This window comes from Kribbella jiaozuonensis (assembly GCF_005233875.1).
In the GTDB taxonomy this organism is placed as follows: Bacteria; Actinomycetota; Actinomycetes; order Propionibacteriales; family Kribbellaceae; genus Kribbella; species Kribbella jiaozuonensis.
Window position 1 is genome coordinate 1 of sequence record NZ_SZPZ01000005.1, and the last position, 19,862, is coordinate 19,862.

Annotated in this window: 15 protein-coding genes and 1 rRNA gene; 4 read left to right on the forward strand and 12 right to left on the reverse strand. The window is 68.3% G+C overall.

Annotation, left to right across the window (positions count from 1 at the left end):
* From FDA38_RS32020 to FDA38_RS32030, 3 genes are all read right to left on the reverse strand, one after another.
* Nucleotides 1–125: ribosomal RNA gene (locus FDA38_RS32020) — 16S ribosomal RNA — on the reverse strand; the annotation flags it as partial.
* Nucleotides 126–705: 580 nt separating this feature from the next.
* On the reverse strand, nt 706–1,998 hold the full coding sequence (tyrS, locus tag FDA38_RS32025) for a tyrosine--tRNA ligase (protein ID WP_137257929.1): 1,293 nt from the start codon (nt 1,996–1,998) through the stop codon (nt 706–708).
* Nucleotides 1,999–2,058: 60 nt separating this feature from the next.
* Nucleotides 2,059–3,096 (reverse strand): App1 family protein, encoded by a 1,038-nt coding sequence (locus FDA38_RS32030; RefSeq protein ID WP_137257930.1) that lies wholly within the window; start codon nt 3,094–3,096, stop codon nt 2,059–2,061.
* Between the two features lie 109 nt (nt 3,097–3,205).
* Here FDA38_RS32030 and FDA38_RS32035 point away from each other — a divergent pair, with 109 nt between their 5' ends.
* Nucleotides 3,206–4,153, forward strand: a complete 948-nt coding sequence (locus tag FDA38_RS32035) for an LLM class flavin-dependent oxidoreductase (protein WP_233715051.1) — start codon at nt 3,206–3,208, stop codon at nt 4,151–4,153.
* Here the strand turns inward: FDA38_RS32035 and FDA38_RS32040 are convergent.
* The 8 genes from FDA38_RS32040 to argC are packed head-to-tail and all read right to left on the reverse strand — an operon-like array spanning nt 4,150 to nt 11,982.
* Entirely contained in the window at nt 4,150–4,815 is a 666-nt protein-coding gene (locus FDA38_RS32040; RefSeq protein WP_137257931.1) for a DNA-3-methyladenine glycosylase, read from the reverse strand. The two genes, FDA38_RS32035 and FDA38_RS32040, sit on opposite strands and share 4 nt — an antisense overlap.
* A gap of 10 nt (nt 4,816–4,825) precedes the next feature.
* Nucleotides 4,826–6,238, reverse strand: a complete 1,413-nt coding sequence (gene argH / locus FDA38_RS32045) for an argininosuccinate lyase (RefSeq protein ID WP_202877984.1) — start codon at nt 6,236–6,238, stop codon at nt 4,826–4,828.
* Nucleotides 6,239–6,241: 3 nt separating this feature from the next.
* The gene (locus FDA38_RS32050; RefSeq protein ID WP_137257933.1) at nt 6,242–6,751 is read right to left on the reverse strand and encodes an arginine repressor; all 510 of its coding nucleotides are present in this window, start codon (nt 6,749–6,751) and stop codon (nt 6,242–6,244) included.
* Nucleotides 6,748–7,680 carry an ornithine carbamoyltransferase gene (argF, locus tag FDA38_RS32055; RefSeq protein ID WP_137257934.1) on the reverse strand — a complete coding sequence of 311 codons (933 nt, stop codon included), beginning with the start codon at nt 7,678–7,680 and terminating at the stop codon, nt 6,748–6,750. Before argF ends, FDA38_RS32050 begins: the two co-directional genes overlap by 4 nt.
* On the reverse strand, nt 7,681–8,880 hold the full coding sequence (locus tag FDA38_RS32060) for an acetylornithine transaminase (protein ID WP_137257935.1): 1,200 nt from the start codon (nt 8,878–8,880) through the stop codon (nt 7,681–7,683). It lies immediately after the preceding gene.
* Entirely contained in the window at nt 8,877–9,755 is an 879-nt protein-coding gene (gene argB, locus FDA38_RS32065) for an acetylglutamate kinase (RefSeq protein WP_134109219.1), read from the reverse strand. The genes FDA38_RS32060 and argB overlap by 4 nt, the downstream gene beginning before the upstream one ends.
* Nucleotides 9,752–10,954 carry a bifunctional glutamate N-acetyltransferase/amino-acid acetyltransferase ArgJ gene (gene argJ / locus FDA38_RS32070; RefSeq protein ID WP_137257936.1) on the reverse strand — a complete coding sequence of 401 codons (1,203 nt, stop codon included), beginning with the start codon at nt 10,952–10,954 and terminating at the stop codon, nt 9,752–9,754. Before argJ ends, argB begins: the two co-directional genes overlap by 4 nt.
* On the reverse strand, nt 10,951–11,982 hold the full coding sequence (argC, locus tag FDA38_RS32075) for an N-acetyl-gamma-glutamyl-phosphate reductase (protein WP_137257937.1): 1,032 nt from the start codon (nt 11,980–11,982) through the stop codon (nt 10,951–10,953). The genes argJ and argC overlap by 4 nt, the downstream gene beginning before the upstream one ends.
* Nucleotides 11,983–12,129: 147 nt before the next feature.
* Here argC and FDA38_RS32080 point away from each other — a divergent pair, with 147 nt between their 5' ends.
* From FDA38_RS32080 to FDA38_RS32090, 3 genes are read left to right on the forward strand one after another with little or no spacing between them, the layout of a single operon-like run.
* Nucleotides 12,130–12,684, forward strand: coding sequence for a carboxymuconolactone decarboxylase family protein (locus FDA38_RS32080; RefSeq protein WP_137257938.1), 555 nt, complete (start codon nt 12,130–12,132; stop codon nt 12,682–12,684).
* Nucleotides 12,681–13,541 (forward strand): RNA polymerase sigma-70 factor, encoded by an 861-nt coding sequence (locus FDA38_RS32085; protein ID WP_137257939.1) that lies wholly within the window; start codon nt 12,681–12,683, stop codon nt 13,539–13,541. Before FDA38_RS32080 ends, FDA38_RS32085 begins: the two co-directional genes overlap by 4 nt.
* Before the next feature lie 40 nt (nt 13,542–13,581).
* Nucleotides 13,582–14,100 carry a GNAT family N-acetyltransferase gene (locus FDA38_RS32090; protein ID WP_137257940.1) on the forward strand — a complete coding sequence of 173 codons (519 nt, stop codon included), beginning with the start codon at nt 13,582–13,584 and terminating at the stop codon, nt 14,098–14,100.
* Here FDA38_RS32090 and FDA38_RS32095 read toward each other — a convergent pair.
* Nucleotides 14,097–19,748, reverse strand: a complete 5,652-nt coding sequence (locus FDA38_RS32095) for an Ig-like domain-containing protein (protein ID WP_233715052.1) — start codon at nt 19,746–19,748, stop codon at nt 14,097–14,099. The genes FDA38_RS32090 and FDA38_RS32095 overlap by 4 nt on opposite strands.
* Nucleotides 19,749–19,862: the final 114 nt, after the last annotated feature.

Below are 19,862 nucleotides of genomic sequence, written 5' to 3' on the forward strand. Positions count from 1 at the left end.
GGTTGCTCACGTGTTACTCACCCGTTCGCCGCTCGTGTACCCCCGAAGGGGCCTTACCGCTCGACTTGCATGTGTTAAGCACGCCGCCAGCGTTCGTCCTGAGCCAGGATCAAACTCTCCGTTGAAAAATATGACAAACCAGTCGAAACCGGTGAGTCGACAACATTTGAGCGATCCTTTGAATCAGAAACAAAACCAATAACTGGCTTGTCATCCGTATTAATTTCAAAGGAATCCGTCACAGACAACAACAAACCCCAACCCAAGATCAAAAGACCCAGGGTCCAGGAAGATTGTTCAATGCCTGTGAACGGGGTTAATGCATCTTTCGGCATTGACTTTCGGCACGCTGTTGAGTTCTCAAGAATCGGACGCACACCGCAGCATGACCTTTCGGCCAGGCTTCCGGGGCAACCTGCGCTACCTTACCGGATCAGATTCACCGAGTCAAGACCCGATTTTCTGACCATCCACCCGCATCCAAGCTACCGCCCCGGATCAGACAACCCGGTTCGGCTCAGCTAGCCTTGGGGGGTTCGGAGCGACCGGCCGCTTTCGCGTCCCGCGCCTCGCTCCAACAAGAAGAACATTACGTGGCTCGCAGGTAGCCGGTCAAATCGGTTCCCGGTGTGCTGAATCACAGGCCTGTAATTTGCCTTCGGCAACCCGAGTGTGGGAGTGGAGCCCACCCCCACCCCGCAGCCCTCAGCCCTGCACCGGTGACGCCAGAACCCCTGCAAATGAACGCTTCCCGCGCCGCAGCACGAGCACGCCGCCGGGCAGCAGGTCGTCCGTGCCAGGCACGTACTCCGCGTCCTTCACCTTCTCGTTGTTCAGGTACCCGCCGCCCTCAGCCACCGTTCGCCGTGCAGCCGACTTGCTAGCGACCAGTCCGGACTTCACCAGGAGGTCGCCGTACGTTGGCATTGGTTCGCCGGCACCCAGCTCCACGTGGGGTGCTTCTCGCAGCGCCGCGACCAGCGTGGAGCCATCCAGCGACGCCAACTCCCCCTGGCCGAACAGCGCCTTCGAAGCCTCCTGCACACGCCGGGTCTCCTCAGCGCCATGCACCAGCGTGGTCACGTCCTCCGCGAGGACACGTTGCGCTTCGCGAGCCTGTGGACGTTCCGCGGTCGCCTGCTCGAGGGCGGCGATCTCCTCCGCCGTACGGAAGGTGTAATACCGCACCAGCTGCATGACGTCTCGGTCGTCGCTGTTGAACCAGAACTGGTAGAAGGCGTACGGCGACGTCAGCTCCCGGTCCAGCCAGACTGAGCCCGACTCGGTCTTCCCGAACTTGGTGCCGTCCGCCTTGGTCACCAGCGGGGTGGCCAGCGCATGCGCCCTCCCGCCATCGCTACGGCGGATCAGCTCCACGCCGGCGGTCAGGTTCCCCCACTGGTCGCTGCCGCCGGTCTGCAGAGTGCAGTTGTACCGGCGGTAGAGCTCCAGGTAGTCCAGCGACTGCAGCAGCACGTAGCTGAACTCCGTGTAACTGATCCCCTGCTCCAGCCGCGCCTTCACCACTTCGCGGCCGAGCATCCGGTTCACCGGGAAGTGCTTCCCGATGTCCCTCAGGAAGTCGAGGGTGTTGAGGTCCTTGGTCCAGTCGTAGTTGTTGACGATCCGGGCCGGGTTCGGCAGCGACTCGTCGAAGTCGATGAACTTCTCCACCTGGGCGCGGACCTTCTCGACCCATTGCTGGACGACGTCCTTCGGGTTCAGCACCCGCTCCGACGACTCCTTGGGGTCTCCGATCAACCCGGTGGCGCCGCCGACGAGCCCGATCGGGTTGTGGCCGGCCAGCTGGAGTCGCCGCAGCGTCAGCAGCTGCAGCAGGTTCCCCATGTGCAGGCTGGGCGCGGTGGGGTCGAAGCCGACATAAGAGGTGATCGGTCCCTCCGCCATCGAGGCCCGAAGGGCATCCGGGTCGGTGGAGTGGGCAATCAGGCCACGGCTCTCCAGGTCATCCAGTACCTGGGTGCGGCGTTCGGTCACTTGGTCTCTCCTCGAGTACGTCGGTCACCCCTAGTGTCCTGTACGCCGACCGGACAGCGCTCAGGTGGGTTCCGGACGTGTCAGTACGGCGCGGAGCTGCGGACGGAGCGCATGTCCGTCCGGCCCCTGCACGGTGACCGCGGTCGGGCGTTGTGGGTCGTGAGCGCCCGGGTCCGGGTTCGGTACGGGCAGACCGTGGGACAGGACCTGCTCGGCCGGGGTCAGCTGGCGGATGCCGATGGCCAGCACGTGATCCGGGTGCGACTGCGCGAAGTCGCCGTACAGCTGGGGGTCGTGCTGGCCGTCGTCACCGATCAGCACCCAGCGCACATTGGGGAACTCGCGCGCCAGCCGGCGCAGTGCGGTCCGCTTGTGCTCCTGGCCGCTGCGGAACCAGCCCGTGTTCGTCGGCCCCCAGTCCGTCATCAACAACGGTCCCGGCGGGTACCCGTGCCGCGCGAAGAAGCGGGTCAGCGTCGGCGCGGTGTTCCACGCTCCCGTGGACAGGTAGAACATCGGCGCACCAGGGTGGTCCGCCAGCAGCTCGTCGTACAGCCCTGCCATTCCTGGTACGACGCGGCGCGCCTGCTCGTCGCGGACGAACGTGTTCCAGGCCGCGATGAACGGACGCGGCAGCATCGTCAGGATGACCGTGTCGTCGATGTCGCTGACCAGTCCGAACGTCGCGTCCGGATCCGGTACGTAGATGCGCGCCCGGGCCTGCCGTTCGCCGTGGACGCCGAGCATGATCTCGTGCCACCCCGCCGGCAGCACCTCCGGAACGGTCAGGTCGATGAACCCGCCGCGGTCGGTGACGGCGTCGTAGGTCCGCCCGTTGACGGTGACCGACACCAGCACCTTGGTGGCCGGCGCCGTGACGAAGACCCGCCAGCCGCGCACCACCTGATCCTCTTCGTACCGCGGCTGGTTGATCGGGTCCCGGCCGAGTACGACGCGGGCCAGCACCCGGACGAACTCCGTATTGCCGTAACCGACCTGCGGGATGATCCGCTCCTGCCAGCCGCGCCGCCGCAACACAGCCTGCACTCCCACGTTGAACCAGTCCTCGAGACGGGACGCGTAGTGCGGACGGGCCATACCAGAAACCTACCCGGAGCACGGTCCCCTAGTCGTCCTCACTCGCGCGCGGCGACAAGCTTTGACCCGCACTTCACGAACTGTCGGCGGCGTCTCCTACCGTCTCCTCATGACCAGTGTCGGAATGTGCTTCCCGCGTACCTTCCCCGCCGCCCTCGTCACCGATGTGGCGCGGCGGCTCGACCGCGGTGGCGCGGACGAGCTGTGGATCATCGAGGACTGCTTCTTCACGGCCGGGCCGTCGTTGGTGTCGGCTGCACTGACGTCGACCGAGCGGCTGACGGTCGGTCTCGGCATCGCGCCCGCGGTCGCGCGTACGGCGGCGATCACAGCGATGGAGTTCGCGACGCTGGACGCGCTCGGGCCCGGGCGGTTCCTGCCGGGCATCGGTCACGGCGTGCAGTCGTGGATGGAGCAGATGGGTGTCCGGCCGAAGTCGCCGCTGACAACTCTCGAGGAAGTCACCACGACGGTCACCCGGTTGCTCGCCGGCGAGGAGGTCAGCTTCGAGGGCAAGACGGTGTACCTGAAGGACGTGAAGCTCGACGCACCGCCGGTCACCCCGCCGCCGATCCTGCTCGGCGTGATGGGTCCGAAGTCGATGGCGCTCGCTGGTCGGGTCGCGGGCGGTGTCGTGCTCGCGGAGCCGGCCACTCCGGCGTACGTGCGTCAGTCGGTGGAGTACGCCGGATCGCCGGATGGGTTCGTGGTCGCGGTGTTCGCCGCGATGTGCGTGCGGGACGACCGCAAGACGGCGTACGAGTGGACCGCGCCGTGGCTGGGGTGGCGGATCGGCGACAACCACCCGGGGGTGACTGCGCTGCCGTTCTTCGACGAGATGAAGAAGTTGTTCGACGACTCCGGGGTCGAGGGACTCGTGGGGATGCCGACCGACTGGTGGACGGAGATCGGCGCGATCGGGACGCTCGAGGACGCGGCTGCGCATATCGATGCGCTGGAGGCCGCCGGCGTGCATCACATCGGGCTGTTCCCGGATCCGGAAGTGGAGCACGGGCTTCCGCAGCTCGACTACGTGCTGGAGTTGGCCAAGCGTTAGGCGCGGCGCTTCGGGACATGCGGGCGGTACGGCGAGACCGTCGGGTCGCCCGGGATCCAGAAACGCCACGCACGGTCGGCCGCCTCACGAAGCCCTACGCGCGGACCGGTGGATGGTTCGCCGTCGAAGCCGGGGCCCGACAAGAGCCGGATCGGTGAGTCCTTGGCGAACAGGTCCGTGCCGTTGCCTACGCCTCTGATGCCGAGGGCAACACACAGGCGGGCCGGGCCGCGGGCGAGGTCCCGGTCGGGGTTGACCTTCGGTCGTTTCACCACGGGACCTTGCCTGACCTGATTGAAGGCGACCTTCTCGACGGCTGGTTGGCCGCGCCGGGCGCGAGCGAGTTCGACGCCTTCGATGATCTCGCCGGCGCGGAGCAGGACGGCCGATGGTTTGCCGGGCGGCCCGACGACGACGTTCATGCAGAAGTGCATGCCGTACGTGAAGTACACGTACAGGAAGCCGGGCGGGCCGAACATGATCGCGTTCCGGGGCGTTTCGCCGCGGTAGGCGTGCGAGCCCGGGTCGTTCGGGCCGTCGTACGCCTCGACCTCGGTGAGGCGTACGACGACGGTGCCCTCGTCGGTGGTGCTGCTCACCAGCATGCCGAGCAGCTGAGGCGCCACTTCCAGCACAGGACCAGCAAGAAGAGAACGGCGCATGCGCAGCACCCTAAGCGAGACGCGTGCTGTGCTCTCCCGCGCGGGTGCGGAGTTCGGTCAGCTGGGCCTCGACCTGGGGTTGGGCCGTGCCGCCTCGGGTGTTGCGGGAGGCGAGGGAGCCCTGGACGGTGAGGACGGAGCGGACCTCTGGGGTGAGGTGGGGTGAGATCGCGGCGAGGTCGTCGTCGGACAGGTCCCACAGCTCGATGCCGCGCTTCTCGCAGGCCTGGACGCAGGCGCCGGCCAACTCGTGGGCTACCCGGAACGGGACCTTCTGGCGGACCAGCCACTCGGCGATGTCGGTTGCCAGCGAGAAGCCCTGGGGTGCGAGCTCTTCCAGGCGGGCGGTGTTGAAGCGCAGCGTCCGGATCATCCCGGTGAACGCGGGCAGCAGGACCTCGAGGGTGTCGATGGAGTCGAAGACCGGCTCCTTGTCCTCCTGCAGGTCCCGGTTGTACGCGAGCGGCTGCGCCTTGAGTGTCGCCAGCAGGCCGCTCAGGTTCCCGATCAGCCGGCCCGCCTTGCCGCGGGCGAGCTCGGCGATGTCCGGGTTCTTCTTCTGCGGCATGATGCTCGACCCGGTCGAGAACGCGTCGTCCAGCTCGACGAAACCGAACTCCTTCGTCGCCCAGATGATCACCTCCTCGGCCTGCCGGGACAGGTCGACGCCGATCTGCGCGGTGATGAACGCGAACTCTGCCACGAAGTCCCGCGACGAGGTCCCGTCGATCGAGTTCGCCGACGAGTTCGTGAAGCCCAGCTCATGAGCGACGAACACCGGGTCCAGCCCCAGCGAGCTACCGGCCAGTGCACCCGAGCCGTACGGCGAATCCGCCGCGACCCGCGCGTCCCAGTCGGCGAGCCGATCAAGGTCCCGGATCAGCGGCCAAGCGTGCGCGAGCAGATGGTGGGACAGCAACACCGGCTGCGCGTGCTGCAGATGCGTCCGCCCCGGCATGGCAACGCCGAGGTGCTGCGCAGCCTGATCCGCCAGCGCGTTCACCTGCTCCAGCACGAGCCGGGCGATGATCCGGGCGTGCTCACGCAAGTAGCTCTTGAACAGCGTCGCGACCTGGTCGTTCCGCGAACGCCCGGCCCGCAGCCGACCGCCCAGCTCGGCACCGAGCCTGTCGAGCAGGCCGTTCTCCAGCGCGGTGTGCACGTCCTCGTCAGCTTCAGCCGGCAGGAACTTCCCCGACAAAACGTCCTCGAGCAACCCGTCGAGGCCTGCCAGCATCGCCGTCAGATCCTCGTCGGTCAGCAGACCCGCGCGGTGCAACACCTTCGCGTGCGCCTTCGAACCGGCGATATCGTACGGCGCCAGCCGCCAGTCGAAATCCGTCGACTTGCTCAACGCCGCCAACGCATCCGCCGGGCCGCCCGCAAACCGGCCGCCCCACAGTCCAGCAGTACTCACAACAATTCCTTACTTCGGTTCACGTGCGGCCAGGGACAGGAAGCGGGCGGCGAGGGCCTCGCCGCCGACCGGGTTACGGGACACGACCATCACGGTGTCGTCGCCGGCGATGGTGCCGAGTACGTCGTCCAGTCCCACGTGGTCGATCGCCGACGCGAAGTACTGGGCCGCACCCGGCGGGGTTCGCAGGATCACCAGGTTGGCGCTGCCCTCCGCCGACACCAGCAGCTCGGACGCCACTCTGGCCAGACGTGCCTCGAAAGCAGCTGCCTCGCCGGCTCGCGGCGTACGGTCACCGCCTTCACCCGGTACGGCGTACACGAGCTGGCCGGACGAGTCGCGGACCTTCACCGCACCGATCTCGACCAGGTCGCGCGACAGCGTCGCCTGCCCGACAACCAGGCCGGACGCAGCGAGCAGGTCAGCCAGCTCGGTCTGCGACCGCACCGGCTGCCGCCCGAGCAGGTCGACGATCCGTTGCTGACGCGCGGTCTTGGTCGTCGGTACGGCGATACTCATTCCCCGAAACTCCTTGCCAACAGCCACGACAGCAGCGCCTTCTGCGCGTGCAGCCGGTTCTCGGCCTCGTCCCAGACGACCGACTGCGGGCCGTCGATCACAGCCGCGTCGATCTCCTTGCCACGGTACGCGGGCAGGCAGTGCAGCACGATCGCGTCCGGCTTCGCCTTGGACAGCAGCTGCTCGGTCACGGCGTACGGCACGAACGGCGCCTCACGCGAAGCCGCCTCGGCCTCCTGCCCCATCGACACCCAGGTGTCGGTGGCAAGCACATCCGCTCCGTCGGCCGCCGCGATCGCGTCCGCCGTCCAGGCCACCGATCCCCCGGTCGACGCGGCGATCTCGGCGGCGCGCGCCAGGATCGCAGGATCCGGCTGGTACTCCGTCGGCGATCCGACGACGACGTGCATGCCGGCGGTCGCGCCACCTAGCAGGTACGAGTGCGACATGTTGTTGGCGCCGTCGCCGAGGTAAACCAGCTTCAGCCCGGCGGTCGCGCCCTTGTGCTGGCGCACGGTCTGCAGGTCGGCCAGGATCTGGCACGGGTGGAACTCATCGGTCAACGCGTTGATCACCGGGACCCGCGACGCAGCCGCCATCTCCTCGATCCGGCTCTGACCGAACGTCCGCCAAACGATCGCCTCGACCTGCCGGTCCAGCACGCGGGCCGTGTCCGCGATCGGTTCGCCACGGCCCAGCTGCGAGGTCTGCGCGTCGATGATCAGCGGTACGCCGCCGAGCTCGGAGATCCCGACCGCGAACGAGATCCGGGTCCGCGTCGACGTCTTGTCGAAGATCACCGCGACGGTCTTCGGCCCGCTCAGCGGCTTGTGCCCGTGCCGATCCCCCGCCAACTGCGCGGCCAGCGTCAATACTTCGTCCTGCTCGACCGGCGACAGGTCGTCGTCCCGAAGGAAGTGCCGAACCATCTACGCCTCCACCTTGTCGAGCAACCCCGGAAGGGCCGCGACGAAATTGTCCGCATCAGCCTTGCTCAGGATGTACGGCGGCGCCAGCCGCAACGCGTTCGGAATCGGATTGTTGATCACGAACCCGGCCTCCAGCGCGAGCGCCGCCACCTGGTCCGACACCGGCGCGGTCAGCTCGATCGCGAGCAGCAGCCCGCGCCCGCGGACGCCCGCGATCATCGGGTGGTCGAGCGCGATGATCGACGACGCGAGGTGGTTGCCGACGGCATTCACCTGGGCGAGCAGCCCGTCCCGCTCGATCACGGTCAGCACGGCGAGGCCGGCGATCGACGCGACCGGGTTGCCACCGAACGTCGTACCGTGGTTGCCCGGCTGCAGCAGGTCCGCCGCCGCGCCCAGACCGATGCACGCGCCGATCGGGATGCCCGCACCGAGGCCCTTCGCCACGGTCACGATGTCCGGCGTGATGCCCTCGGGCTCGAACGCGAACCACGTGCCGGTCCGGCCGATCCCGGTCTGGATCTCGTCGATCCACAGCAGCGCGCCGTGCTCGGCGGTGATGCTCCGAGCGGCCCGCAGGTATCCGGCCGGCGGTACGACGACGCCGTTCTCGCCCTGGATCGGCTCGAGGACGACGGCCGCCGTCTGGTCGTCAACGGCTGCGGCGAGCGCCTCGGCGTCGCCGTACGGAACGAACTCCACATCGCCGGGCAGCGGCGCGAACGCTTCGCGGTACGCCGGTTTCCAGGTGACCGCGAGCGCGCCCATCGACCGTCCGTGGAACGCACCGACCGTCGAGACGATCTTGGTCCGGCCGGTCCGCCGGGTGATCTTGAAGGCCGCCTCGTTCGCCTCGGTGCCGGAGTTGGTGAAGAACACCTTGCCCGGGGCATCGAAGAGACCGAGCAGTTTCTCGGCCAGCGCGATCTGCGGCGCGGAGGCGAAGAAGTTCGAGACGTGGCCGAGGGTGGCGAGCTGCGAGGTTACCGCGGACACCACGAACGGGTGCGCGTGACCGAGGCAGTTCACCGCGAGCCCGCCGAGCAGGTCGAGGTACTTGTTGCCGTCGGCATCCCACAGGTACGCGCCCTCGCCGCGCACCAGCACGCGCTTCGGCGCCCCGAAGGTGTTCATCAGCGCACCGGAGTACCGCTCGGTGAGTGCGGCCTGGGAGCCGTCGACAGTGACGAGTTCGGTCATGAGGGGATCACCTGGGTTCCACTTCCGGCGTCGGTGAAGATCTCGAGGAGCAGCGAATGCGGGACGCGGCCGTCGATCACGGTCGCCCGGGACACGCCCGACTGGACCGCGCGCAGGCAGGCTTCCATCTTCGGCACCATTCCGGACGCCAGCGACGGCAGCAGCTCGGCCAGCTCGGCCGCGTCGATCTGCGTGATGATCTCGTCGCTGTCCGGCCAGTTCCGGTAGAGCCCGGCGACATCGGTCAGGACGACGAGCTTCTCGGCGCCGAGCGCGACCGCGAGCGCGGCGGCCGCGGTGTCGGCGTTGACGTTGTGCGCCTGGCCGTCCTCGTCCGGCGCGATCGTCGACACCACCGGGATCCGGCCGGCGTCGATCAGGTCGACCACCGCCTCCGGCCGTACCTCGACCACGTCGCCGACCAGCCCGATGTCGACGTGCTCCCCGTCGACGAGCGCCGTACGGCGTTCCGCGGTGAACAGGCCTGCGTCCTCACCGGACATGCCGACCGCGAACGGACCGTGCGCGTTCAGCAGACCGACCAGCTCGCGGCCGACCTTGCCGACGAGGACCATGCCGACGACATCCATCGCCTCCGGCGTGGTGACCCGCAGCCCGCCGCGGAACTCGCTGTCGATCCCGAGCCGGCCGAGCATGTCGCTGATCTGCGGCCCGCCGCCGTGGACGACGACGACCCGCACCCCGGCGTACCGGAGGAAGACGATGTCGGACGCGAAGGCCTGCTTGAGCTTGTCGTCGACCATGGCGTTCCCGCCGTACTTCACGACGACCGTCTTACCGTGAAACTCCTTGAGCCAGGGCAGGGCTTCGGTCAGTACGGCGGCCTTCTCGACCGCGTCTGCATGACTGTTCACGAGGAGTAGGCCGAGTTCTCTTCGACGTAGGCGTGCGAAAGATCGGTGGTGAGTACGGTCGCCGAGGCGGGACCGGCGTGCAGGTCGATCAGTACGTCGATCTCCAGGCCGCTGAGGTCTGCCTCGGAGCGGTCGACGCCCTTGCCGCCGGCGACGCAGATCGCCGCGCCGTTCAGCGTGATGTCGAGCAGCGACGGGTCGAACGCGGTGGGTGCGTTGCCGACCGCCATCGCGATCCGGCCCCAGTTCGGGTCGGAGGCGAAGAACGCGGTCTTGCAGAGGTTGTCCTCGGCAACGATCTTGGCGGCGGCCAGCGCCTCGGCCTCGGTCGCGGCGCCCTGCACGGTGATGCTGACGTGCTTGGTGACGCCCTCGGCGTCGGCCTGCAACTGCTTCACCAGGTCAGCAGCCAGCACTGTCAACGCGGCCTCGAAGGCCTCGGGGGTGACATTCACACCGGACGCACCCGAGCTGAGCAGGAGCACCGTGTCGTTGGTCGACGTACCGCCGTCGACGTCGAGCCGGTTGAACGTCTTCGCGACCGCGTTCCGCAGCGCGTGGTCGAGGTGCGGCTGGTCGAGCACGGCGTCGGTGGTCATCACGCTGAGCATCGTCGCCATGTTCGGCGCGCACATCCCGGCGCCCTTCGCGAACCCGCCGATGCTCCAGCCGTCCGGGTGCCGCAACACGCCCAGCTTCGGCACGTTGTCGGTCGTCATCACTGCGGTCGCCGCGGACAGGTCGTGGCCGGTCGTCGCACCAAGGGCACCGACCGCGGTCTCGATCCCCGGGATCAGCTGGTCCATCGGGAGACGTTCGCCGATCAGGCCGGTCGAGCAGACGCCGATCTGCGCCGCGCCGACATCGAGCAACTCGGCCAGCTTCTCGGCGGACTTGTGCGTGTCCTGAAAGCCTTCCGGGCCCGTGCACGCGTTCGCGCCGCCGGAGTTCAGTACGACGGCCTTCAACGCGCCGGCGGTCAGGACCTGCTGGGACCAGAGCACCGGCGCGGCCTTCACCTTGTTCGTGGTGAAGACGCCGGCCGCGACGTCCGACGGGCCGTCGTTCACGACGACGGTGAGGTCCGGCGTACCGGCTGGTTTGATCCCGGCGATCACCCCGGCCGCGCGGAAGCCGGCCGGCGCGGTGACACCGGCGCTCCGATCGACTTGGGTGGCTGGGGTAACTGCAACGGTCACGGTGCGACTCCTACGAGAGGCAGGGCCAGGGCTTCGTCGAGCCCGATGGCCAGGTTCATGCACTGCACGGCTCCGCCGGCGGTGCCCTTGGTGAGGTTGTCCATCGCGGCCACGACGACGGCGCGGCCGGTGCGCTGGTCGAGGGCTACCTGCAACTGCACCGTGTTCGCGCCGAGGGTGGCCTGCGTCTGCGGCCACTGCCCCTCGGGCAGCACGTGCACGAACGGCTCGTTGCGGTAGGCATCTTCGTACGCCTGCCGGAGCTTCGCGAGGTCGGTGCCGTCGGCAATCGGCGCGCTGCAGGTGGCGAGGATGCCGCGGGCCATCGGGACCAGCACCGGCGTGAACGAGACGCTGACCGGCTGATCGGCGTACGGCGTGAGGTTCTGCTCGATCTCCGGCGTATGACGGTGCACCCCGCCGACGCCGTACGCCGACGCGGAACCCATCACCTCGGCGCCGAGCAGATGCGCCTTCGGGGCCTTGCCCGCACCCGACGTACCGGTGACTGCGACCACGACCAACTGGGTGGGGTCGACGAGCCCGTGCTGTACGGCGGGAAGCAGGGCCAGCGTGGAGACAGTGGGGTAACAACCCGGTACGGCGACCCGGTTCGACCCGCGGAGCTTGTCCCGCTGTCCGGGGAGCTCCGGGAGTCCGTACGGCCACGAGCCGGCGTGCTCGCCGCCGTAGAACTCGACCCACGCCTCGGCCTCGGTCAGCCGGAAGTCCGCGCCGCAGTCGATCACGGTGACGTCCTCGCCGAGCTGGTCGGCGATTCCGGCGGACTGTCCGTGCGGCAGGGCCAGGAACACCACGTCGTGACCGGCGAGATTCTCCGCCGTGGTCTCGACCAGGATGCGCCCGGCCAGCGGCACGAGGTGCGGGTGGTGCACGCCGAGCGCCGTACCGGCGTTCCCGCCGGCGGTCAGGGCGCCGATCTCCACCTCGGGGTGGCTGCTCAGCAACCGGAGCAGCTCGCCTCCCGCGTATCCGCTGGCACCGGCCACCGCCACCTTCACACTCATATGAATGAGTATGCCACGAACCGGATGAATATCCAACCGGTTCCGCCTCCTGAGACCACCAGCCAACCACGTGCTGTGACGCGCGTCATGTCACACGGCGCGTGCTGCCGCGTGTCCAGTGGTCGACGACGAACTCTGGAGGGTGAGATGGCGCGGATCGCGTTGGAGCATCAGCGGGGCTGGTTTGTCCGGCTGGCCGAGTGGGGCAGCCGGCGGAAGTACGGGACGGTGCTGGAGCCGGGGCAGGCGGCGCTGCACAACCGGCGGGTGCTGACGTCGATGCTGCTGCTGGAGGGGTCGGCGGCTCGGTGGAACAAGCTCGATCCGGAGCTGAAGGCGCTCGCGGTGATGGTGACGTCGGCGCGGATCGGGTGCAGCTGGTGCATGGACTTCGGGTACTGGGAGTTCCATCACCAGGGTGTCGACCCGGCCAAGCTGCGCGATGTGCCAGGGTGGCGGGACAGCGACGTCTACTCGGATCTGGAGCGCGCGGTGATGGACTACGCCGAGGCGATGACGGCGACCCCGCCGGAGGTCACCGATGACCAGGTCGAGCGGTTGCGCACCGACCTCACCGACGAGCAGCTGGTCGAGCTCACGTCGGTCATCTCGCTGGAGAACTACCGCTCCCGCACGAACGCCGCCCTCGGGCTGACCAGCCAGGGCTTCAAGGAGACCTGCGAACTGAGGCCGGTCAAATGACCGAGGAACAGTTGGCAAGCGAGTTCGCCGAGCATCGGTCCGTGCTGGTCGGCGCGGCGTACCGGGTCGTCGGCAGCGTGAGCGACGCCGAGGACGTGGTGCAGGAGGCGTGGCTGCGGTGGGCCGGGGTCGACCACGACGAGGTGCGCGACGCCCGGGCTTATCTGATCCGGATCACCACCCGGTTGGCGCTCAACCGGTTGCGGGAACAGAAGGCCCGGCGGGAGCAGTACGTCGGCCCCTGGCTGCCCGAGCCCCTCGCGACGGACGACGACCCGGAGGCTGCGGTCGAGCTGGCGGATTCTGTCAGCATGGCGATGCTCGTCGTACTCGAGACTCTGTCGCCGCTCGAGCGTGCGACGTTCGTACTGCGTGAGGTGTTCGATCTCCCGTACGACGAGATCGCGGACACGCTCGGCCGGTCCGAGACCGCCGTACGGCAGCTCGCTCATCGGGCCCGCGAGCACGTCTCCGCGCGGCAGCCGAGGCACCACGTCGACAAGGCGCGCCACGACGAGGTGACGATGCGGTTCATGCAGGCGGCCGGGTCGGGCGACTTCGACCAGGTGGTCGCGTTGCTCGCGCCGGACGCCGTACTGATCAGCGACGGCGGCGGGAAGAAGAAGGCGGCGCTGCGGCCGATCCACGGTGCGGACAAGATCGCGCGCTGGCTGTTCGCGGTGATCGCGGAGAACCCGGGCTTCGAGGTCCGGATGGGGACACTGAACGGCGAGATCGCCTACATCGCGTACGACGGGGACTCGCCGGACACAGTCGCGTTCCTGAAGACCGAGGACGGCCTGATCAACGAGCTGTACCTGATCCGGAACCCGGACAAGCTCGAGCACATCCACTGAGCCGTAGACTATCTGCAACTCAGTCGCAGATGGAGGTGCGGTGAAGTACCTGGTGAAGGACTCGGACGAGGCGCTCGACCCGGGGTTGCGGGCGGACCTGCTGGACACCTGGGTCGCGGCGACGAACGCCGGCGGCGCGGTCGGGTACACGCCGCCCGCGCCGGTCGAGCAGATCGCCGAGGACCTCGACGGCTCGCTCGGCCGGGTGGCGGCCGGACTGGACCTGCTCGGCGTGCTCCACAACGGCGAGCGGTACGTCGGGATGGGCCTGCTGGTGAGTCGTGGGAGTTGGCTGCAGGAGCACTGGCGCACGGTGCTGCGGGTGATGGTCCACCCGGAGCACCAGGGCAACGGTGCCGGCCGCGTACTGATGGAGGGGTTGCGCGGATCGGCGGTCGATCTCGGCCTCGAGCAACTCCAGCTGACGATCCGCGGCGGGCTCGGCCTGGAGAAGTTCTACGTCCCCCTCGGCTATCGCATCGTCGGCACTCAGCCACGCGCGATCCGCCTCGCGGCCGACGACTACCGCGACGAGATCATGCTGGTGCAGAACCTCTAGCGGCGGGTTCGGGCCAGGGCCAGGAGGGTGGCGCCGAGGGCTGCGAGCAGGGTGCCGAGGGTGAGCACGATCGCGGGTGGGCCGCCGGTTGGTGGGAGATCAGCGCTGGTGTTTGTGCGGGGGTTCTCGGTGGGCTCGGCGCCGACGGTGAACTTGACCGGGGCGGTGGACTCGCCGACTTGGTAGGTCGCCTTGGCGGAGCCGGTGAAGGCGGCGGCTGGTTTGAGGGTGACCGTGCCATCGCCGGCGACCGACCAGGTGCCTACGCCGTCGGTGACGTGTTTGGCGCAGGTGCCTGCGGTCGTGCGGAGGCAGACTGAGCTCGGCTTGATTGCGCCGCTGTCGTTGAGGAGCGGGTTGACCGCGACCGGGTTGCCCGGCGTACCGGTTGCCGTGTCGGGCACGGCCTTGATCAGCAGTGGTCCGGCGACGGTCACATCGAGGAGAGCGGTGTCGGAGGTGCCGTTCGCGTCGGTGACGCGGTAGGCGAGCGATCGCGTCGTACCGACGAAGTCCTTCGCGGGTGTGTAGGTGACGGCGCCGTCTGCGTTGACCGCGTAGGTGCCTTCGTGTGGGACGGTGACGGACTTCTTCTCCTTGCTGTCGGCCGGGTCGCGCAGTACGACGGAGGCCGGTCGGAGCGGTGCGGACGGGTTGGCGGGTTTGTCGTTGTCGAGGACCGGCACCACGACCTGCTTGCCGAAGGCCGTGTCGGCGTTGTCGTCGACGACGATCGGACGCACCGGCGCGACTGTGACGGTGATCGTGGCGCGGGCGGAGTTCTGGTTCGTGTCCTTCACGTCGTACACCGTCGATCTCGCGGTGCCCGTGAATGCGGCCAGCGGGCTGAACGCGATCTTGCCGGCGGCAACGACATACGTGCCCTGCGCGGGGACCGTCAGCTGGTTGACGAGCGCGCCGTCCGGCCCGACCAGGAGCAGTGAGTCGGGGTCGAGCTTCGCTCCCGGACCCGGCTTGTCGTTCTCGAGCGGGTCGATCGTCACCACGACGTGCTGCTTCGTTCGCGCCAGGTCCGGCATTGCCACCGGACGATCCTGCACCGTGATCGTCAGCGTGCCGTAGCCGAACGTTCCGTTGCGGTCGGCAACCTGGTATCCGACCGGAACCGTCAGCCCGGCGAACCCGTCTTCGGGCGCGAACTGAATCGGCCCGGTCGGCTGCACCGTGAACGTCCCCTCCCCCGGCACGGCCAGCGTCGCCACCGGATCCCCGGTCGACGGATCAACCAGCTGCACGTTGCCCAACGGCGCGCTCGCATCACCCGGCTTGTCGTTCGCGAGCACGTCGACCGTCACCGGAGTCTCATACGGCGTCGTCGCCGTATCGTCCGCGATCACCGGCGTGACCGGCGCGACCGTGACGGTGACCGACGCGCTCGCCCTGTTCCCGGTGGTGTCGGTGACCTGATACGGGACGGAGACGGTGCCGCGGTACGCCGGCTCGGGATCGAAGACGATCTTCCCGTTGGCGACCGTAAACACGCCCTGCCCCGGGATCGCAACCTTGCCGGTCCACGAACCGCCGTACAGCTGCAGGCTGGTCCGATCGAGCTGCGCGCCCGTCCCCGGTTCGTCGTTCGCGAGCGGATCGACGGTGACGTTCACGTTCTGCTTGGTGGTCGCGACATCCGCCACCGCCGACGGGCCCTTGCCGACGGTCAGCACCAGCAGACCTTCGGCGGTCGTCCCGTTGCCGTCGGCAATCCGGTACGTCGTCGGCGTCGTCACGCCCTCGAACCCCTTCACCGGCGTGAACGTCACCGCTCCGCCGTCGCCGACGCGATAACTCCCCTCGCCGGCCCGCGTCATCGCCTTGCCGTAATGCCCGGCCGCATCCTTCACGACCAGGCTCGACGGGACCAGCGGCGCGGACGGATCACCCGCCTTGTCGTTCACCAGCACGTTCACCGTGACCGCATGCCCGTACGGCGTGATCGCCGAGTCCCCGACCGCCACCGGCCGGACCGGCGTCACGGTCATGCTCAGCGTGGTCGCCGCGTAGTTGCCGTCCGAGTCCGCGACCCGATAGCGGATCGGGAGCGCCTTGCCCTGGAACGCCGGCAGCGGGTCGAACTCGATCGCCCCGCTCGGCAGCACGGCGTACGTGCCCTGCTTGGAGACCGTCAGCTTCTTGCCATACTCGGTCGCGTCGAGCAGACCGATCGAGCCGCGGTCGAGGCTCGCATCCGTACCCGGGATGTCGTTCGACAGCACGTTCACCGTCACGGTGACGTTCTGCAGAGTCGAGGCATGGTCGGCGACCGCGACCGGCGGCTTGCCGACCGTCACCGTCAGGCGAGCCGTCGTCCTGGTCCCGTTGCTGTCGGCAACCTGATACGTCAGCGGTGTACCGGGTCCGCGGAAGGTCGCGGCCGGATCGAACCGAACCGATCCCCCGGCCGCCGTGTACACACCCTCGTTCGGGATCCGCACCGATGCCGTCGGCAACCCATCGGCGGGGTTGACGAGGAGCAGACTGCCCGGCACCAGCGGCGCCGACGGGTCACCGGGCTTGTCGTTCGCAAGCACGTTGACCGTGACAGTCTTCCCGTACGGCGTCCGTGCCGTGTCATCGGCGGCATCCGGAGTGATCGGGGTGATCGTGACTGTGATCGTCGACCGCGCGGACTGGCCGAACCAGTCCGAGATCCCGTACGTCACCTTGGTCGCCGGACCGGTGAACCCCGGCAGCGGATCGACCCTCACCGTGCCGTCCGGGTTGACCTGGTAGTCGGCCTGGCCCGGGATCTTCACCAGTTTCTTCAGCGAGCCGTCCGCAGGATCCACGAGCGTGAGGCTGAGCGGATCGAGTCCGGATCCACGCCCAGCTGTGTCGTTGACCAAAGGCTTCACCAGCAACGGGAGGTTCTGCTTGCCGGTCGCGGTGTCGGGCGCGGCGGTTGGCGCGGGTGGCTTCGCGACGGTGACGGTCAGCGTTGCCGTGGTCGTCGTACCGTTCACGTCCGAGACGCGGTAGGTGACCGGCGTCGCGACGCCGGTGAACTTCGGCATCGGATCGACCACGACCTTGCCCTCCGGCGTCGCCGTGTAAGTCGCCTGGCCCACGATCACGACCGTTGCTGTCGGCTCCTTCGTCGTCGGGTCGATCAGCCGCACGCTGCTCGGCACCAGCGGCACGGACGGGTCACCCGCGTCGTCGTTCGCCAGCACCGGCACGGTCGCGTTCGTGTCGTACGCCGTACTCGCGGTGTCGTCGGACGCGTCGGGCTGCACCCTTGTCACCCGCACGGTCAGCGTCGACTTCCCGATCGCGTCGTTGCTATCAGCAACCTGATAAGGGATCGGAGTCGCGGTTCCACTGAACGTCGGCAACGGCTCGAACAGCACCTGGCCGTCCGGCTTGACGGTGTACTTGCCCTGACCGGCGACCACCAGAGTCGTCAACGGATCACCGTCCGACAGCGCCAGCAACCGCACGCTCTCCGGCTTCAGTACGGCACCGGTCGGACCTGGCTTGTCGTTGTCGAGGACGGCAATGACCACCGAGCGACCCTGCAGTGTGGTGATCGTGTCCGGGTTCGCGACCGGCGGCCCGGGTGCGTCGACGGAGACGGTGAGTACGGCGCGTGCCGGCGTACCGTTCTTGTCGAGGACCTGGTAGGTCAGCGGCTTACCGACGCCTTTGAACCCGTGCACCGGCTGGAAGCTCACCTCGCCGGCGGCAACCAGATACGTGCCCTGCTGCGCGATCGTCACCTTGTCGACGAGCTGCCGGGTGACCGGGTCGACGAGCCGCAGCGTGGTCGGCACGAGCGGTGCGTCCGGCGAGCCTGGGAGGTCGTTGTCGAGCACGGGTACGACGACGTCCGTGTCGAACGCGGTCGAGATCGAGTCGCCGTTGGCTGTCGGCGTGACCGGCGTGACCGTTACGGCGAGCGTGGACTCGGCGGTCTGGTGGGTGGTGTCGGAGACGCGGTAGCCGATCGACGTACCGACGCCGGTGAACTGCGGCTGCGGTACGAAGTCCACGCCGCCGTCGGGCTTCACGACGTACTCACCCTCGCCGGCGATCACCACCTTCTTCTTGAAGGTCGCGTCGGCCGGATCGCGCAGTACGACGGATGTGGGGTCAAGTTGCACACCGGCCGCGGCGCGGTCGTTGGCCAACGGCTTGACGGACACGCTGACGTTCTGCGGAGTGGTCGCGGTGTCGGGCATGGCCACAGGGTGGTCGGGCAGCGAGACCGTGACGGTGAGCTTGGCGGTCGCGGTGATGCCATTGCTGTCGGCAACGCGGTACGCGACGGGCTTGGCCGGACCAACGAACCCGGGCACCGACTCGACACGGATCGTGCCGTCGGGTTTGGCGACGTACTTCGCCTGGCCGACCACGTTCACCATCTCGACGCATTTGCCGCCGTCGAGGAGGCAGAGAGTCGCGGGCGCCAGCGGGGCCGAGGGGTCGCCGGGCTTGTCGTTGGCGAGCACCGGGACGATGACCGCGGTGTTGAACGCAGTCGTCGCGGTGTCGTCGGTCAGCACCGGCGGTGGCGGTGGCGTGATCGCGAACGGGTAGTCCTCGACCTCACCCGAGTCGGCGGCTCCGGTCGACTTCTCGACCTGTACGTCGCTGTAGCCGACCCGCACCCGCGCGTACGACGCTCCGGCCTTGGGAGCGATCTCGGACCACTGCAACGTGACGGTCGTCTGCTGGGCGGCGAATGCGGCGCAGGCTCGCTCGCCCGGCTCGAACGTGCCGTTGACGTTGAAGTCGATCCACGCGCACGCGCGTCCGGCCTTCGACGTACCCGCGAGCTGCAGGTCGGCGGCGTACGTCGTCTGGTTGGTGCGAAGCGGCTTGAAGACGACCCCGTCGTCGGCCTGATCCGCTGTGGCCGGACCGGTGGTGCCGTTCGCGACGTCGGCGTTGTCCTCGGTGACGTCCTTCCCCAGCTGTACGTCGCTGAGCACCGACCACGCTGCGCCGTACGACGTCGGCGCGTCACCGAAGTCCTCGGGCATCGACGCGACGATCGAGAATGCGTCGCCGGAGGACGCGTTGTTGATGGCTGGGAGCTTCGGGTGCTTCGTGAATTGTGCGCTGATCGCGAAGGAGAGTTTGCTGACAACGCCGTTCACCCGGACCGATCCGCACGCGGCGGTCGCGGAGGTGTCGAGACCGGACGGGGATTTGGTGTTGACGCAGTTCGGGCCGGCGTCGTGGTTGGCGGCGGTGATCGTGTCGCTGGTGACGGTGAGGTTGTTGCCTTGCCCAAGCTTCGTCAGACTGAGGCCGGCGGTGGTCAGCTTCAGGATCGAGTGCAGCTCGGACTGCGCGATCGGCTTGCCGCTGTCGGTCCGGGTGACGGAGCCGCCGATGCCGCCGAGGTGCAGGACCGGGTTGCGGACGGGCTGGGAGAACGCGATCGTCACCGTGCCGCGATCGCCGCAGCCGCCGGTCGACGCGCAGTCGCCGGTGTTGACTACGACGTCCTGCGCGGGGACGTCCGTGCCGATCGCGGGCTGGTAGGTGGTCGGGCCGATGCCGCGGAAGCCGGCTGTTGTCGGGTCTCCGAGCTCGGTGTGCCCGCTCGCCGTGATCGTCTGCCGCAACCCCGAACCCGGCATGACCGCGGTCGCCTGCTCGGTGAACGGAGTGGCCGGCACTTGGTACGCGTTTGCGGTGACAGTGCCCAGGCTCAACAGGCCGGTGGCAAGAAGAATGGCCCCCGGTCGGGTAGCCCGCATGTGTCCCGCCCTCCCGAACGATCAGGGTGCCGA

What these genes read in the sequence shown, in the direction of transcription:
- argC (WP_137257937.1), bottom strand. Translation starts at nt 11,982, where the DNA reads ATGAGTGTGAAGGTGGCGGTGGCCGGTGCCAGCGGATACGCGGGAGGC.
- FDA38_RS32035 (WP_233715051.1), top strand. Translation starts at nt 3,206, where the DNA reads ATGACCAGTGTCGGAATGTGCTTCCCGCGTACCTTCCCCGCCGCCCTC.
- FDA38_RS32040 (WP_137257931.1), bottom strand. Translation starts at nt 4,815, where the DNA reads ATGCGCCGTTCTCTTCTTGCTGGTCCTGTGCTGGAAGTGGCGCCTCAG.
- FDA38_RS32050 (WP_137257933.1), bottom strand. Translation starts at nt 6,751, where the DNA reads ATGAGTATCGCCGTACCGACGACCAAGACCGCGCGTCAGCAACGGATC.
- FDA38_RS32080 (WP_137257938.1), top strand. Translation starts at nt 12,130, where the DNA reads ATGGCGCGGATCGCGTTGGAGCATCAGCGGGGCTGGTTTGTCCGGCTG.
- FDA38_RS32030 (WP_137257930.1), bottom strand. Translation starts at nt 3,096, where the DNA reads ATGGCCCGTCCGCACTACGCGTCCCGTCTCGAGGACTGGTTCAACGTG.
- FDA38_RS32085 (WP_137257939.1), top strand. Translation starts at nt 12,681, where the DNA reads ATGACCGAGGAACAGTTGGCAAGCGAGTTCGCCGAGCATCGGTCCGTG.
- argF (WP_137257934.1), bottom strand. Translation starts at nt 7,680, where the DNA reads ATGGTTCGGCACTTCCTTCGGGACGACGACCTGTCGCCGGTCGAGCAG.
- FDA38_RS32060 (WP_137257935.1), bottom strand. Translation starts at nt 8,880, where the DNA reads ATGACCGAACTCGTCACTGTCGACGGCTCCCAGGCCGCACTCACCGAG.